Annotated in this window: 13 protein-coding genes; 2 read left to right on the top strand and 11 right to left on the bottom strand. The window is 73.3% G+C overall.

What is annotated here, in order from left to right; all coding sequences use genetic code 11:
* Nucleotides 1–2 precede the first annotated feature (2 nt).
* Nucleotides 3–722 carry an ABC transporter permease subunit gene (locus ACWDNY_RS19435; RefSeq protein ID WP_451647004.1) on the top strand — a complete coding sequence of 240 codons (720 nt, stop codon included), beginning with the start codon at nucleotides 3–5 and terminating at the stop codon, nucleotides 720–722.
* 394 nt (nucleotides 723–1,116) lie between these two features.
* On the opposite strand, the gene ACWDNY_RS19440 is transcribed toward ACWDNY_RS19435, so the two are convergent.
* The 9 genes from ACWDNY_RS19440 to ACWDNY_RS19480 all read right to left on the bottom strand — a co-directional run bounded on the left by ACWDNY_RS19440 (nucleotide 1,117) and on the right by ACWDNY_RS19480 (nucleotide 11,257).
* Nucleotides 1,117–1,929, bottom strand: a complete 813-nt coding sequence (locus ACWDNY_RS19440; RefSeq protein ID WP_451647005.1) for an HAD family hydrolase — start codon at nucleotides 1,927–1,929, stop codon at nucleotides 1,117–1,119.
* The gene (serS, locus tag ACWDNY_RS19445; protein WP_451647006.1) at nucleotides 1,926–3,203 is read right to left on the bottom strand and encodes a serine--tRNA ligase; all 1,278 of its coding nucleotides are present in this window, start codon (nucleotides 3,201–3,203) and stop codon (nucleotides 1,926–1,928) included. The genes ACWDNY_RS19440 and serS overlap by 4 nt, the downstream gene beginning before the upstream one ends.
* 620 nt (nucleotides 3,204–3,823) lie before the next feature.
* Nucleotides 3,824–4,756, bottom strand: coding sequence for a prephenate dehydratase (gene pheA, locus ACWDNY_RS19450; protein WP_451647007.1), 933 nt, complete (start codon nucleotides 4,754–4,756; stop codon nucleotides 3,824–3,826).
* Nucleotides 4,757–4,838: 82 nt separating this feature from the next.
* Complete coding sequence (gene efeB, locus ACWDNY_RS19455; protein WP_451647008.1) at nucleotides 4,839–6,146, bottom strand: iron uptake transporter deferrochelatase/peroxidase subunit; 1,308 nt, start codon at nucleotides 6,144–6,146, stop codon at nucleotides 4,839–4,841.
* A gap of 9 nt (nucleotides 6,147–6,155) precedes the next feature.
* Entirely contained in the window at nucleotides 6,156–8,141 is a 1,986-nt protein-coding gene (locus ACWDNY_RS19460) for a copper resistance CopC/CopD family protein (protein ID WP_451647009.1), read from the bottom strand.
* A gap of 13 nt (nucleotides 8,142–8,154) precedes the next feature.
* Complete coding sequence (locus tag ACWDNY_RS19465; protein WP_451647010.1) at nucleotides 8,155–8,619, bottom strand: copper chaperone PCu(A)C; 465 nt, start codon at nucleotides 8,617–8,619, stop codon at nucleotides 8,155–8,157.
* Nucleotides 8,616–9,266 carry an SCO family protein gene (locus tag ACWDNY_RS19470; RefSeq protein ID WP_451647011.1) on the bottom strand — a complete coding sequence of 217 codons (651 nt, stop codon included), beginning with the start codon at nucleotides 9,264–9,266 and terminating at the stop codon, nucleotides 8,616–8,618. Before ACWDNY_RS19470 ends, ACWDNY_RS19465 begins: the two co-directional genes overlap by 4 nt.
* Nucleotides 9,267–9,354: 88 nt before the next feature.
* Nucleotides 9,355–10,089, bottom strand: coding sequence for a YcnI family copper-binding membrane protein (locus ACWDNY_RS19475; RefSeq protein ID WP_451647012.1), 735 nt, complete (start codon nucleotides 10,087–10,089; stop codon nucleotides 9,355–9,357).
* A 307-nt stretch (nucleotides 10,090–10,396) separates the two neighbouring features.
* Nucleotides 10,397–11,257 carry a hypothetical protein gene (locus ACWDNY_RS19480; protein ID WP_451647013.1) on the bottom strand — a complete coding sequence of 287 codons (861 nt, stop codon included), beginning with the start codon at nucleotides 11,255–11,257 and terminating at the stop codon, nucleotides 10,397–10,399.
* A 226-nt stretch (nucleotides 11,258–11,483) separates the two neighbouring features.
* Here ACWDNY_RS19480 and ACWDNY_RS19485 point away from each other — a divergent pair, with 226 nt between their 5' ends.
* Nucleotides 11,484–11,930, top strand: coding sequence for an ATP-binding protein (locus ACWDNY_RS19485; RefSeq protein ID WP_451647014.1), 447 nt, complete (start codon nucleotides 11,484–11,486; stop codon nucleotides 11,928–11,930).
* Nucleotides 11,931–12,048: 118 nt separating this feature from the next.
* Here the strand turns inward: ACWDNY_RS19485 and ACWDNY_RS19490 are convergent, their stop codons facing one another.
* Together ACWDNY_RS19490 and ACWDNY_RS19495 are read right to left on the bottom strand one after the other, a co-directional pair.
* Nucleotides 12,049–13,509, bottom strand: a complete 1,461-nt coding sequence (locus ACWDNY_RS19490; protein ID WP_451647016.1) for an aminopeptidase P family protein — start codon at nucleotides 13,507–13,509, stop codon at nucleotides 12,049–12,051.
* A 304-nt stretch (nucleotides 13,510–13,813) separates the two neighbouring features.
* On the bottom strand, nucleotides 13,814–15,241 hold the full coding sequence (locus ACWDNY_RS19495; RefSeq protein ID WP_451647017.1) for a PP2C family protein-serine/threonine phosphatase: 1,428 nt from the start codon (nucleotides 15,239–15,241) through the stop codon (nucleotides 13,814–13,816).
* Nucleotides 15,242–15,812: the final 571 nt, after the last annotated feature.

Raw genomic sequence — 15,812 nt, forward strand, 5'->3', positions numbered from 1 at the left:
AGATGTACGACCCCACAGTCGCCCGACTCACCTACCGGGCCCTGCTCGGCCGCCGCCGGGCCCTCATCCTCGGTGCCCTGCCACTGCTGCTGATCGCCATCGCCGTGGCCGTGCGGGCCCTCGCCGGCGCCGACGACCAGACGGCCGCGGACGTCCTCGGCGGGCTGGCGCTGGCCACGATGGTGCCCCTCATCGGCGTCATCGCCGGCACCGGCGCCATCGGGCCGGAGATCGACGACGGCTCGGTGGTGTACCTGCTGTCGAAGCCGCTGAAGCGGCCGACGATCATCTTCACCAAGCTCATCGTGGCGATCGCGGTGACGATGGTGTTCTCGGCGGTCCCGACGCTCGTCGCCGGGCTGATCCTCAACGGCAACGGACAGCAGATCGCGGTCGCCTACACCGTCGCGGCGCTGGTCGCCTCCATCGCCTACGCGGCGCTGTTCCTGCTGCTGGGCACGGTGTCCCGGCATGCGGTGGTCCTCGGGCTGGTCTACGCGCTCGTCTGGGAGGCGCTGTTCGGTTCGCTGGTGCCCGGCGCGCGCACGCTGAGCGTCCAGCAGTGGTCGCTGGCCGTGGCGCACCAGGTCGCCGGGGGCGACCTGGTCACCTCCGACGTCGGGCTGACGACGGCGACGGTGCTGCTGGCCGCGGTCACGGTGCTGGCCACCTGGTACGCCGGGCAGAAGCTCCGCTCGCTGACGCCGGCCGGGGAGGAGTGACGGCTCCGGCCGGCCGGTGAGGGCCTCCGGGCCCCTTCCGCCGCCGGCCGGCCCGCTCTTCGGCAGGGCGCGCGGCAGCGGCGGCCGCGGGCCCGCACGGCCCATTGGTAAATCGATGGCGGGCCGTGCGGCGCGCGGGCACAGTGGTGGTGTTCGCGACGCCGGCCGGACCGGCGCCACGTTCCGGGAGAGGAGCCGGGGATGCCTCCGCACGGCAGCACGCCCGGCTCCCGGCAGGGCAGTCCGCGGCCGGCTCCGGAGTGACCACCGCTCCGTCGAGACCGACCCGCACGGGGAACTGCCCGGGGCGGCTGCTTCGAGCACGCGACGCCTGACGCGCTGTCGCGTGGGCCGCCCCCCCGGAGGGTCCGCACCGGCCGGCCTCGCGGCGCTCTCAGCCCAGCAGGCGTTCCAGGACCACCGCGATGCCGTCCTCGTCGTTCGAGGCCGTGACTTCGGCGGCCACCGCCTTCAGCTCGCGGTGGGCGTTGGCCATGGCCACGCCTCGGGCCGCCCAGGCGAACATCGGGATGTCGTTGGGCATGTCGCCGAAGGCGAGGGTGTCGGCCGGCTTCATGCCAAGGCGGCGGGCCGCCAGGGACAGGCCCGTGGCCTTGGACAGACCCAGCGGCAGGAGTTCGACGATGCCCTCACCGGCCATGGCGACGGTGACGAAACCGCCCGCCGTCCGGCGGGCGACGTCGGCGAGTTCGTCGTCCGTGAGCGTGGGGTGCTGGATGTAGATCTTGTTCAGCGGTGCGCTCCACAGGTCGGAGGCGTCCGTGAACGGTGAGGAGGGCAGCGCGCCGGTGACGGCGTAACCGGGACCGACCAGCACCTCGCCGTCCAGGCCGTCGCGGCTCGCCGCCAGGTACAGCGGCCCGACCTCCGCCTCGATCTTCGCCAGGGCCACACCGGCGAGCTGGCGGTCCAGGGTCACCGACGTCAGCAGGCGGTTCTCGCCGGCGTGGTAGACCTGGGCGCCCTGGCCGCAGACGGCGAGGCCCTGGTAGCCGAGGTCGTCGAGGATGTGCCGCGTCCACGGGACCGCGCGGCCGGTGACCACGATGTGCGCGGCGCCCGCCGCGGTGGCCGCGGCGAGCGCCTCACGTGTGCGCCGGGATATCGAGTCGTCGGAGCGCAGCAGCGTCCCGTCGAGGTCGGTCGCGATCAGCTGGTACGGGAACGCCTCAGCGGTGGGTCTCACTTGGCCACCGGCTCCAGGACCTCCCGGCCGCCGAGGTAGGGACGGAGCACCTCCGGCACCCGCACCGAGCCGTCGGCCTGCTGGTGGTTCTCCAGCAGTGCGACGATCGTGCGCGGGACGGCGCACAGGGTGCCGTTGAGCGTCGCCAGCGGACGGACCCGCTTGCCGTCTCGCATACGGATGTGCAGGCGGCGGGACTGGAACTCGGTGCAGTCCGAGGTCGAGGTCAGCTCGCGGTACTTGCCCTGGGTCGGGATCCAGGCCTCGCAGTCGAACTTGCGCGAGGCGGACGCGCCGAGGTCACCCGAGGCGACGTCGATGACCCGGAACGGCAGCTCCAGCGAGGTCAGCCACTCCTTCTCCCACTCCAGCAGCCGGCGGTGCTCCTCCTGCGACTCCTCGGGAGTGACGTAGGAGAACATCTCCACCTTGTCGAACTGGTGCACGCGGAAGATGCCGCGGGTGTCCTTGCCGTGCGAGCCGGCCTCGCGGCGGAAGCACGGCGAGAAGCCCGCGTAGCGCAGTGGCAGCTGGTCGCCGTCGATGATCTCGTCCATGTGGTACGCGGCGAGCGGCACCTCGGACGTGCCGACCAGGTAGAGGTCGTCCTTGTCGAGGTGGTAGACGTCCTGGGCCGCCTGGCCGAGGAAGCCGGTGCCGGCCATCGACTGCGGGCGGACCAGCGCCGGGGTCAGCATGGGCGTGAAGCCGGCGGCGGTGGCCTGGGCGATCGCCGCGTTCACCAGAGCCAGCTCCAGCAGGGCGCCGACGCCGGTGAGGAAGTAGAATCGCGAGCCGGAGACCTTGGCGCCGCGCTCGACGTCGATCGCGCCGAGCGTCTGGCCGAGCTCCAGGTGGTCCTTGGGCTGGAAGCCCTCGGCCGCGAAGTCGCGGATGGTCCCGTGCGTCTCCAGCGTGACGAAGTCCTCCTCGCCACCGACCGGGACGTCGGGGTGCACGAGGTTGCCGAGCTGGAGGAGGAGTTCCCTGGTCTCGGCGTCGGCCGCGTCGCGCTCGGCGTCGGCCGCCTTCACGTCGGCGGCGAGCCGGCCGGCCTTCTCCAGCAGCGCGGGCTTCTCGTCCCCGGTGGCCTTGGGGATGAGCTTGCCGAGCGTCTTCTGCTCGGCGCGCAGCTCGTCGAAGCGGACGCCGGACGACCTGCGCCGCTCGTCGGCGGACAGGAGGGCGTCGACGAGTGCGACGTCCTCTCCACGGGCGCGCTGGGACGCGCGCACACGGTCGGGATCCTCACGGAGCAGACGAAGGTCAATCACGCGGTCAAGGCTACCGGTGCGGCGTTCCGGCCCACGACCCGGTATTCCGGACTGCGGCTTATCCGCCGTTGTGCACCTGACTCTGGTCGCGGTGACCATCGGTGACCGCACTCCGGAACGGGGCGGGGCGTGGAGTCCCGGCTGGCTCGATTCCCGTGCTCGGCCGGGCACTTGGTAACTCGGTCGTCCACAGGAAAGCGTTCCGCGGAGGAGTTATCCACAGGCTGTGTGCAAGATCTGTGGATGCCGGAATTGATCACTCCAGAAGCGTCCGGAGGCGAAGAATTGTGCGGTTCGCAGTGGTTCTTGTCTCACTTTCGGGTGCAAAAACGTCGCTCCAAAGGATGAATCGATGGAATCCTCGGGATGAAGGGTGATGCGTGCGGCGGTGACCCTTCCGGCGGGAGGCGGGGCGATTTGTCGATCGGAGAGCCCCTTGATGTCGACTTGTCCCCAGGTCGAGAAGCCAACCTGTGGATAACACCTGTGGACAAGGAGCGCTTGACGCATTGGCCGGAACCGTACTGCCGGGCCGGGCGCGAGAGGCACCCTGGCGGCCGGGGGAGCGGCGGCGAACGGACCCCGCCGCGAAAGCCCCGGCGCCGGGACCCGCTGAGCTCTCAGAACCGGCCGTCCTGGCAGCGCGCCACCCACTCGGCGGCCGCCACGAACTCCGCGTCGGAGGTGCCGGGCGCGGGAGGGCGCACGTCCGCGACTCCGGCGTCCGCGCGCGGGTAGGAGCCGAGGAAACGCACCTGCAGGCAGATACGCCTGAGTCCCATGAGCGCCTCGGCCATCCGGCGGTCGGTGATGTGGCCCTCGGCGTCGACGCAGAAGCAGTAGTTGCCGATGCCGGCGCCCGTCGGGCGGGACTGCAACAGCATCAGGTTGATGCCCCGGGTGGCGAACTCACCGAGCAGGTCACGCAGCCCGCCCGGGTGGTCGTCGCGCTGCCACAGCACCACCGACGTCTTGTCCGCGCCGGTCGGAGCGGCGGGGCGCGCGGGCCGGCCGACCAGAACGAACCGCGTCTGCGCGTTCTCCGCGTCGTGGATCCCCGTCTCCAGGGCCTCCAGGCCGTAGCGGGCGGCGGCGAACTCACCGGCGAAGGCTGCGTCGTAGCGGCCCTCCTGCACCAGGCGGGCGCCGTCCGCGTTGGACGCGGCCGACTCCCAGACGACGTCGGGGAGGTTCGCCCTCAGCCAGTTGCGCACCTGCGGCTGGGCGGCCGGGTGGGCGGTCACCGTCTTGATGTCCGACAGCTTCGTGCCGGGCCGGACCAGCAGCGCGAAGGTGATCGACAGCAGCACCTCGCGGTAGATCATCAGCGGCTCGCCCGCGACCAGTTCGTCGAGCGTCGTGGTGATGCCGCCCTCGACGGAGTTCTCGATCGGCACGAAAGCCGCCTCGGCGTCACCGCCGCGCACCGCGTCCAGCGCGGACTGCACGGACACGTACGGGACGAGTTCCCGGGTGGCCGTCTCGGGGAGCGTGCGCAGGGCGACTTCCGTGAAGGTGCCCTCGGGACCGAGATACGCGTAACTCGCTGGCATGACCTCACCCTAATGGCCTGACGGGTACCAGCGGCGGCCGTCCCGGCGGAGCCCACCCCGGGAGGTGAACCGCGGGCGCCCCTCAGCCCTCCAGCAGCCGCTGCCCCACGTACTCCCCCTCCGCCGCCCCGCCCGGCACCGCGAACAGCCCGCTCGCCTCGTGCCGGATGTACGGCGCGAGCGCGTCGCCGCGGTCCAGCTTGCGCTGCACCGGCACGAAGCCGCGCAGCGGATCCGCCTGCCAGCAGACGAACAGCAGACCCGCGTCCGGCACCCCCTCCGCGTCGAAGCCGTCGTGGTACGAGAACGGGCGGCGAAGCATCGCCGCGCCTCCGTTCTGATCGGGGCGGGTGATCCGCGCGTGGGCGTTCAGCGGGACGACCGGCTTGCCGTCCTTGCCCGCCCTCTCCAGGTCCATCTCCGTCGTCTCGCCGCCCCCGCTCAACGGCGCGCCGTCGGACTTGCGTCGCCCGATGACGGCCTCCTGCTCCGTCCGCGGCAGCTTCTCCCAGTCGTCCAGGAGCATCCGGATCCGGCGGACGACCGCATAGGAGCCACCCGCCATCCACGCCGGCTTCCCGTCGGCGGGGACGAAGACGCGCCGGTCGAAGTCGGTGTCGGCCGGCTCCGGATTGCGGGTGCCGTCGATCTGGCCCATGAGATTGCGGGTCGTCATCGGGTGCGCGGTGGCGCCCGGGGAGCGGTTGAAGCCGTTCATCTGCCAGCGGACGCGGGCCGCCGACCCGGCCTCCTTCTGCAGGGTGCGCAGGGCGTGGAAGGCGACCAGCGCGTCGTTCGCGCCGATCTGCACCCACAGGTCGCCGTCGCTGCGCGCCCTGTCGAGCCGGTCGGAGGAGAAGTCGGGCAGCGGGTCGAGGGCGGCCGGCCGCTGCTTGTCCAGACCCGTCCGGTCGAAGAAGCTGTGACCGAAGCCGAAGGTGACCGTCAGCGACGACGGGCCGGCGTCCCGGGCGACGTCCGTGTCGTCGTGCGGGGCGGCCTCCCCCGCCATCAGCCGCTCCGCCGCCGCCGACCAGCGGCGCAGCAGGGCCGCCGCCTCCTTGCGGCCCGCGCCCGGCGTCAGGTCGAAGGCGGCGAGGTGGCCGCGGGCCTGGAGGGGATCGGTGATGCCGGGCTGATGTTTCCCGTGAAACATCGCCCGGTCCGAGCCCAGTGAGGTGAGCGGCGCGGCCGACGAGGGCCCCGCCGCGTGGCCCACGGCTCCGCCCGCCGCGCCGAGGACGAGTCCGGTGGCACCCGCCGTGCCGAGCAGCCGCCGGCGCGAGATGCCCTCCCCGGCCGCGGCGCGACCCGGAGCGCCGTGTCCGTGCGTGGACGCCGCGGGGGAGGGGCGCTGGGGCGTGGCCCGGGAAATGGACTGGTCAGGCATGGTGGGGGTTCAGCCGATCTGCGCGTTCTTGGAGACGGTCACCTGGTCGATGGCGGAGGTCCGCACGGTCACGGCGACCTTCCAGTCGCCGGCCATCGGGATCTGCACCCCGCTCGCCGCCCAGTGCCCGGTGGCGATGTGGTCGGGAGCCACCGGCAGCGGTCCGACCTTCCTGGTGGTCAGGGTGAAGGCGATCTTCACCTCGGGGACGTCGAACGCCCGGCCGTTCGGCCGCTCCACGTAGACGTGCATCTCGTTGCCGCCCACGCGCGCGGGGTCGAGGTCGATGCGGACGACGCCCTTGCCGTCCGCGCCACCGGTGTCGAACGGCATGTCCAGCGTCACGGCCCCTCCCGAGGACGAGGAGGCCGCGGCCGATGCCGCGGCCCTGGCCTCCTCCTCCGTGCGGCCCGGCTCGGTCTGCGTGAGCACGGTGGTGACGGCGAGCAGCACGACGGCGACGCCCGCCTCCATGAGCACGGAGCGGCGCAGCCCGAACCGGTGCGGGTCGGCGTCCCGCAGCCGCTTCTGCCGTGCGGCGTTCACGGCGGCCCGCTGCCGGGCGAGCTGGGCGGTCCGCCGGGAGTCGGCGGACACCGCCGTCCCGCGCGTCCCGCCCCCGGGTACGGCTGCCGGGGTTTCCCCGGCGTCCGCCGTTCCCTTCTCGTCCGACTTCACCTTCTCACCGGCCGCCACCGGCGCCTCGGCTGCGGTGGTGACGGCCGCCTCCTCCGCCGATCCCGACGCCGCGGGCGGGACGGCCGCCGTTTCCGCCAGCCGTCCCGTCCACCGCCGCGAGGTCCACGCGATGCCGACGAGCACCGCCACGAGCCCGATCTTGACCAGGAGCAGCTGGCCGTAGCGGGTCCCGGTGAGCGCGGACCACGAACCGGCCTGCCGCCACGACTGGTAGGCGCCGGTGGCGACCAGTGCGAGGACGGACCCGAAGGCGACGCGGGAGAAGCGGCGCACCGCGGAGGTCTCTACCGGGTCCGTCGCGGGGGCCCCGTACAGCGCGACGAGGAGGGCGGCCAGTCCGCCGAGCCAGGCGGCGACCGCGAGCAGGTGCACCACGTCGACCGGCATCGCGAACACGGGCTGAAGACCGGTCGAGGCGTGCTCGGCCATCGCCCAGCTCGCCGCGAGCCCGGCCGCGACGACCACCCCGCCGATCGCGAGGCCGAAGGACAGATCGCGCTTCTCCTCTTCCTCCCGCTTGTCGTACGCGCCGAAGAGCACCGCTACGAACAGGGCCGCCGCGGCCAGCAGCAGCAGCCGGGAGACGAGGGCCGCGCCCGTCTTGGTCTGCAGCACCTGGCCGAGGAGTTCCAGGTCGAAGACGTCCGCCGCGCTGCCGGTGGTGGTGTACGACCCGCGCAGGAGCAGCAGCGCCAGCGTGGCAGCGGTGAGCGCGACCCAGCCGGAGACGACGAGCCGCTGCACCGCGCGCACCCCCGATCCGCGCGGCCAGCAGGCCAGCACGAAGGCGGCGCCACCGGCCAGGACGACGAAGCCGGCGTAGGACACGTACCGCCCGAACCCGTACAGCAGACCGACGGCCCCGCCGCCCGCGCCCTGATCGCCGACCGTGGCGGAGGTGGCGGACGGCGCGCCGACGGAGAAGGTGTAGGCGCCGCCGACGGGGTGACTGTCGGCCGAGACGACCTGGTAGGCGACGGTGTAGGTGCCGTTCGGCAGTCCGTCGCGCAGACGCACGGCGTAGGTGGTCCCGCCGGTCTCGGACGGTGTGCCGGTGTCGACACGCTGACCGCGCGGGTCGAGCACCCGCAGCGAGTCGTCGTTCAGCGCGACCTTCTCGGAGAAGGTCAGCGACACCTGGGTGGGGGCCCGGTCGACCACCACACCCTGCTGGGGGTCGCTGCCCGTCAGCGCGGCGTGCGCGGAGGCCGGTCCGGCACCCCCCAGGAGTGCGCCGGTGACGGCCAGGAACAGCAGCACCAGCGTCCGGACGCGGGGGGCGATGGTCGACGTCACGGTGGTCCCTCCCTCAGTGGCCGGTCTCGGGGCTGTACGTGGCCGACTTCACCGGCATCTCGACCGTGACCGGGCCGGACGTGGCGAAGTGCAGTTCGACGGAGACGGTCTGGCCCTGCCGGGGCCGCCGCTTCAGGTCCTCGAACATCAGGTGGTTGCCGCCGCTCCTGAGCACCAGCCGGCCGTGGGCGGGAACGGTGAGCCGCTGGGTCTCCCGCATCACCCCCCGGACCGTCTCGTGCACGGTGACGTCGCCCGCCATGTCGCTGGTGACCTTCGTCAGCTCGTCCTTCGCCCCGCCGTCGTTGACGATCGTCAGGAAGCCGGCCGCCATGGAGTCCGAGACCGGCTGCGGCATGTAGGCGGAGCTGACCGCCAACCGGGCGTTCGCGTCGCCCGACCCGGACCCGCCGCAGCCCGCCAGGAGGCCGGCGGCCAGGGCCGTGGCCAGCAGGGAGGCCGGCGCCGTCCGCCTCACGGGTTGCGTCCCTCGACGAGCTTGGGCAGGTCCTTGGTGTAGTCGTCGACGGTGGCGTCCTCGCCGTACAGGACGTATCCGGCGTCGGTCTTCGGCGAGAACGCGACGACCTGGGTCCCGTGCACCGAGACGACCTTGCCGTCCTTGTCCTTCGTCGACGGCTCCACGGAGATGCCGAGGGCGCGGGCGCCGGCCTGGATGGCCGGGAAATCACCGGTCAGGCCGACGAACTGCGGGTCGATGCCCTTGAGCCACGTGCCGAGCTCGGCGGGGGTGTCGCGGGCCGGGTCGGTGGTGACGAACACCACCCGCAGCCTGTCCTGCTCGGCCTTGGGCAGTGCCTTCTTGGCGACCGCGATGTTGCTCATCGTCAGCGGGCAGACGTCGGGGCAGTGGGTGTAGCCGAAGTAGACCAGCGTCGGCCGGCCCGCGGTCTCCTTGCGGAGGTCGTACGTCCTGCCCTGCGTGTCGGTGAGCACCAGGTCCGGCTTCTCGAAGGGCTTGTCGAGGACGGTCGCGGGCTTGCGCGCGGAGTCCTCGGACACCGCCGCGACCGGCTTGCCGCTGTCGTCGCCGCTGCCGCAGGCGGTGAGGGTCAGGGCGGCGGCGGCGAGCAGCGCGGCCGCGGCGAACGTCTTGTTGCGCATGGAAAAGGTCCCAGAGGTGAGGTTTCGGCGCGCGCCGGGGTCGTACGCAAGGGTCGCACGACCCCGGCGCGGTGGCGGGGGAGCGGGGTCAGGTGGTGGTGCGGCGGCGGCCGGCGAACGCGCCGTACGCCACGCCCGCCGCGCCCACGACGATGCCCACGACACCGAGGACGCGGGCGGTGGTGTCACTGCCGCCCTCGGAGTCCGAGCCGTCGGCGCCGGTCTTCTGCGCGGCGGCCTGCGTGCCGTCGGTGTCCGCGGCAGGCGAGCCGTGGTGGTCGTCGTCCGCGGCGGCGGCGAGTTCGAGGACGGGTGCCGGGTTGTCGGGCTCCTCCTGGCCGTCCTGCTGTACCTCGATCCAGCGGACGACCTCCTTGGTGGAGTACGTCTGCAGCGCCTTGAAGACGAGCTCGTCGGTGTCCTCGGGCAGCGCGCCGAGGGAGACGGGGAACTTCTGGAAGTAGCCGGGCTGGATGCCCTTGCCCTCGGCGGTCCAGGTCACCTTGCTGACCGCCTCGGAGATCTTCTCGCCGTGCATCTCCAGCGGCTTGGCCAGCTTCGACTTGGTGACCTCGATCTTCCAGCCGTCGATCGCCTCCGGCATGACCGAGGCCAGCGGGTGGTCGGCCGGGAAGTTGACCTCGACCTTGGTGGTGGAGGCGTTGTCGCGCTCGTTGGGCACCTTGAAGTCGACGACCGTGTAGCCGCCCTTGGCGGGAGTGGTCTCCGGCTGCACGCTGACGTGGGCGAACGCCGGGGTGGACAGGGCGAGGACGGCCGAGCCGGCGACGGCACCGGCGGCAGCGAGACGAGAGGCCTTCATGACAGGGGGTACTCCGCTTCGAGTGGGTTCCGTGACGAGGGATACGCGTGCGCGGAGCCGAAACGCCGACCGGAGGGGTGATCCGCAGGTCACAGAGGCGCTACGGCCGGGCCGGATACCGGCGCGGCCGCGGCGGCCGGCCGGACCGCGACGACCGCGGGTACGGCGGACACGCCGGGACCGACGGCGTCACGGGCCACCACGGGAGAATGCGGTGGGCCGGTGGCGGTGGACGCGTGCACGCGCGCGTGCCGCACGACGGCGGCTCCCTCGGGCGGCAGTCCCGCTCGGTGGTGGTCGCGTCGCGTCAGGCAGCGAGGACGAGTGCGGTGGCGGCCGGCGGGCCGCGCCGGACGACGGTGTGCTGCAGCGCGGTGGTGCGCAGCACCGGGGGCGCGCAGTGGGCGGCGCTCCAGAAGCGGGGATCGGCCGGCAGCCCGGCGCGCGGGGCACGCACCAGGGCGAGCGCCGCGCGCAGGGACCGGACGAGGGCGGCCTCGGCGACGCCGTGCGCCGACAGCCGGATCAGCCGCAGCAGGGCCAGGTCACCGCGGCGCAGGAGCCAGCCCGCGGCGATCGCGGCCAGGACGTGGCCGAGCAGCATGGGCAGCGACGGCAGCAGCGCGGCCGGAGTCCCGGCCGCGGACAGGGCGTCCGTCCGCTGGGCCCCTGGGCCCGTGGGCGAGGCCGTGGCCGCGTGGACGTGCGCGTCGTGGAGGATCCGGTAGGCCTGCGCGGGGCTGATCGCCGCCGCGGTGGTGCCGCACACGAACCGCGCCGCCTGCTCGACGAGCGAGGCGTCGCCGATGCCGTGCAGGGCTCCCGCGCCCCCGGCCGAGCCGGCCGATCCCATGGCGTGCGGCGTTTCGCCGGACGCCGCGGCCGCCGCACCGTGCTGGCCCAGGCCGAACAGTGTGTGAAGCACGATCTGGCCCACCGCGAGCAGCGCCGCGATGCCCGGCAGGGACCGCTCGCGCCCGGCGAGCGGCGCCGCGACGACGAGCGCCCCCAGGAAGGCGGCGCCCACGGTCCACAGCGGCACCGCGGCACAGGACGCCAGCGCGTGACCGGACGCGGCCAGCACGACGCAGACCGCGGCGAACACCGCGGCCCGCAGAAACCGGAGCTCGCTTCCGGAGCGCGCCGAGCGCGGGCAGGGGGCAGACATGGCGGGCTCATCCTCCCACCGGGCCCCGCTCCGCCGTGCGGCAGGCCCTCGAAATGGCCGGGGGAACGACCGGAAAGTCACCCCCGGGGCCGGGGCCTGCGCATACACCCATGCCCGGTCCCGCCGCATCCGCCGATCGTGCGGCAGCGCGTCGACGCCGTGCTTACCCCCGGGCATGGGCGGCAATACGTAACGGTATGTCGAGCCGCGGCCTGGAGGCTGGAGCATGAGCATCTGGTGGTCACTCCAACTGCGGCGCGAAGCTGCGAGCGTCCCGCTCGCCCGGCGGCTCCTTCTCGGCACGATGGAGACCGCGGGAGTCGATCCCGACGTCTCCTTCGATCTGTCCGTGGCCCTGAGCGAGGCCTGCGCGAACGCCGTCGAGCACGGCGGTCACGACGGCTGCTCGGAGGGGTACCGCGTCACCGCCTACCTCGACGGGGAGAAGTGCCGCATCGAGGTCGCCGACGCGGGACCCGGTTTCCCGCCGGACGAGCGCAGCACCCCGTTCCGCGCCGCGCACACCGAGGCGGAGCACGGCCGTGGCCTGTGCCTGATCCAGGAGCTCGCCGACCACGTCCAGATCGGCACCAAGCCGGGGCGGAGCGGTGCGGTGGTGAGCTTCGACAAGATCCTCAAGTGGCGCCGGGGTACGCCGCTGATGGCCGTGTAGGCGCGCCGAGGGCCGGGCACCGCGCGGGTGCCCGGCCCTCAGTCCTGTCCGCCGCCGGCCCCCGGCCCGCACCGCGGCGCCCGAAGCGGGCCGGGGAGCGTACGGACCGGTGATCGGTTCAGCCCTTCAGGGACGCCATCCACGCCTCGACGTCGCCGGAGCGGCGCGGCAGGCCCGCCGACAGGTTCCGGTTGCCGTCCTCGGTGACCAGGATGTCGTCCTCGATGCGCACGCCGATGCCCCGGTACTCCTCGGGCACGGTCAGGTCGTCGGCCTGGAAGTACAGGCCGGGCTCGACGGTGAGCACCATGCCGGGCTCCAGCGTGCCGTCGACGTACGTCTCGGTGCGCGCGACGGCGCAGTCGTGGACGTCCATGCCGAGCATGTGGCCGGTGCCGTGCAGCGTCCAGCGGCGCTGAAGGCCGAGCTCCAGCACCCGCTCGACCGGGCCCTCGACCAGACCCCACTCGACGAGCCTCTCGGTGAGCACGCGCTGCGCGGCGTCGTGGAAGTCGCGGTACTTGGCGCCCGGCTTCACGGCCGCGATCCCGGCCTCCTGGGCCTCGTACACGGCGTCGTAGACCTTCTTCTGGATCTCGCTGTAGCGGCCGCTCACCGGCAGCGTGCGCGTGACGTCGGCGGTGTACAGGGAGTGCGTCTCGACACCGGCGTCCAGCAGGAGCAGGTCGCCGGAGCGGACCGGGCCGTCGTTGCGCACCCAGTGCAGGGTGCAGGCGTGCGGTCCGGCGGCGGCGATGGTGCCGTAGCCGACGTCGTTGCCCTCCACCCGTGCGCGGAGGAAGAAGGTGCCCTCGATGTAGCGCTCGCTGGTGGCCTCGGCCTTGTCGAGGACCTTCACGACGTCCTCGAAGCCGCGCACGGTGGAGTCGACGGCCTTCTGCAGCTCGCCGATCTCGAACTCGTCCTTGACCACCCGCATCTCGGAGAGGAAGACGCGCAGTTCCTCGTCGCGCTCGGCGGTGACCTTGTCGGTCAGGGCCTCCTCGATGCCGGCGTCGTAGCCGCGCACGACGCGGACCGGGCCGGTCGCCTCGCGCAGGGCGGCGGGGAGCTCCCGCACGTCGGAGGCGGGGATGCCGTACAGCGTCTCGGCCTCGGTGAGGGAGTGCCGGCGGCCCACCCACAGCTCGCCGTGGCCGGAGAGCCAGAACTCGCCGTTCTCCCGGTCGGAGCGCGGCAGGAGGTAGACCGTCGCCCGGTGGCCGTCGGCGGTGGGCTCCAGGACCAGCACGCCGTCCTCGGTCTGGTTGCCGGTGAGGTAGGCGTACTCGACGGAGGACCGGAAGGGGTACTCGGTGTCGTTGGACCGGGTCTTCAGGTTGCCCGCGGGGATCACCAGACGCTCACCGGGGAAGCGGGCGGAGAGCGCGGCGCGCCGGGCGGCGGTCCGCCCCGCCTGGGGGACCGGCTCCAGGTCACGCAGCTCGGTGTCGGCCCAGCCCGACTTCATGTTCTCGGCGAGCTCGTCGGACACGCCCGGGTACAGGCCGTTCTTGCGCTGCTTGATCGGCTCCTCCGACTCGGCGTCCGGGGTCTCCGGGGTGAGATCGTCGGCCACGGTCTTCCTCCTTGATACGGCACTGGACCACGCACCATCGTACGTTCGCGCGGCAAGGGGCTCAGGGGTCCAGGGGCCGCACGACGGGTCGCCGGACGCCGCGGCACGTGCCGGGCGCGCGCCGACCGCCGGGCTCGTGTGTCACGCGCCGCGCTCCCGTCGACCGGCGGGTTCCCGTGGTCACGCGCCGGGCTCACGCCGACCGGGGCCGGGTTCCTTCCCCGTGGTCACGCGCCGGGCTCACGCCAGACGGGCCCGTGCGCGCGTTCCGGCCCGCGCCCGCGGGCCGCCGCTCGCGCCGCCGTCACTCGAACCGCGCCGCCAGCAGCACGACGTCCTCCCCGCCGTCCGTCGCGTCGAGGCCGTCCGGCAGGACGGTGGCCAGGACGTGGTCGGCGACCGCCCCGGGATCCAGGCGCAGCGGGCGCGGGACGCTCACGGCCGCCGCGTGCAGCCGGGCGAAGGCCCGGTCCACGGGGTCGCCGGTGCGGTGCAGCAGCCCGTCGGTGTACAGCAGGACCGTCTCGCCCGCCTCCGCCTGGAACTCGGTGCTCGGTGCCTCCCAGCAGGCGAGCATTCCGAGCGGCGCGGACACGGACGTCTCCACGAACTCCGTGCGCCGCTCGCCGACGAGCAGCGGCGGGCTGTGGCCCGCCCCGGCCAGGGTGACCCTGCGCAGCGCGGGCTCGCAGTAGGCGAACAGGGCGGTGGCGGACCGGGCGGGCTCGGTGAGCCGCAGCAGCAGTTCGAGGTCGGACAGGACGGCGACGGGGTCCTCGCCCTCCATCACGGCGTACGCCCGCAGCGACGCGCGCAGTCGTCCCATCGCGGCGACCGCGCCCGGCCCGGAACCGGTGACCGAGCCGACCGCGAGGCCGAGCGCGGCGTCGGGCAGGGGGAGCGCGTCGTGCCAGTCGCCGCCGCCGCGCGGGCCGGTGCGGTGCCGGGCCGCGAGCTGGACGCCGGCCACCCGGGGCAGCCGGGAGGGCAGCAGTTCCTCGAAGAGCGTTCCCACGCAGGCGCGCATGCGCTCGACGTCGAGGATCCGTGCCAGGTGCTCGGTGGCGTGGCGGACGTACAGGCCGACGAGGTGGCGCGGTCGTTCGGCCGGCTCGGTGGGCGCGTCGTACAGCCACACGGCGGCGCCCAGCCGGCCGGCGGCCTCGGTGGACAGGGGGACCGCGTAGCTGGCGGCGTACCCGAGGCGGGCGGCGACCTCGCGGTGGCGGGGGTCGAGTCCGTCCTCGGCGAACAGGTCGGGCCGCACGAGCTCGTGCTCGCCGCCCGGGAGGCCGGCGGGCGTGTCGAGGAGCGTGCCGTACGGCATCGCGTCGCGCGGGACGGTCTCGAGGTGACCGAGGTCGGCGCGGCCGAGACCCAGGCCCACCACGGTCTCGGGGCCGCGTCCGTCCTGCGGCTCCCACACGACGAGACCGCGCCGGGCGCCCACGAGGGCGGCACCGGCGCGCAGCAGTTCCGTCAGGGCGGCCTCGAGTCCGTTCGTACGGGCCAGGCGCTCGGTGAGTTCGTGCAGGGCCGTGAGGTCGGAGACCCAGCCCGCCAGCCGGTCCTCCACGGCGGGGCCCGGTGCGTTCGGCAGGTGCGGACAGCAGGGGCCGTCGGGCGGTGCGGTCGTGGTGCCCGGGGAGGCGGGCGCGGGCGCGACAGTGTGTGCGGGGGCGGGGACCGCGGAGTCGATTCCGGCCACTTTCGGAAGGTGAGGGGCGGTCATGGCGTCCGGCCTTCCGACCGGTGCTTAGTGACCAGAAGCATCGCAAACCCCCATGTCCTTCTGCGCCGCCGGCAGTGTCTCCACATGTACACGCACTCGTGCGGGGATGTCCAGCATTGTCCTGCGGGGATTCCTGGTGTCCGTGAGGACGGCGGGGTTGTCCGTCGAACCCCTTGCGGAAAGGCGAAGTTGGCTTGAAACTGCCTCGGGTAACGGCTGATTGCGGTCGACTGGGTCTGCTCGACGGAGCGTCACAGCGGTCGTGACGGGTACGTTCCCGGAGAAGGCCAGGGGTGGTGGGGGGCCACCTGGAACCTGGCGACGGACCCGGGCGTCCCAGTCATCGACGACCGTGCCCCATCCTCCGCGGTGGCGGCGGAGAGCAGAACCCGCGACGGCAAAACGCCACGTTCCGCCACCCCGCGCCATGCCCGTGCTTCTGATAGATCCGGCAGGGACGGGGCACACGGGCAGCCAGGCTGCCGCGGAAGCCGGCCGAACGCGGCCCACAGGGGCTCCCCGCGCCTGACGGCGGGGGTGTGATGCGCCAACAGGTACGCACAGTGAAGCG

It is taken from the genome of Streptomyces sp. NPDC003697, assembly GCF_053587115.1.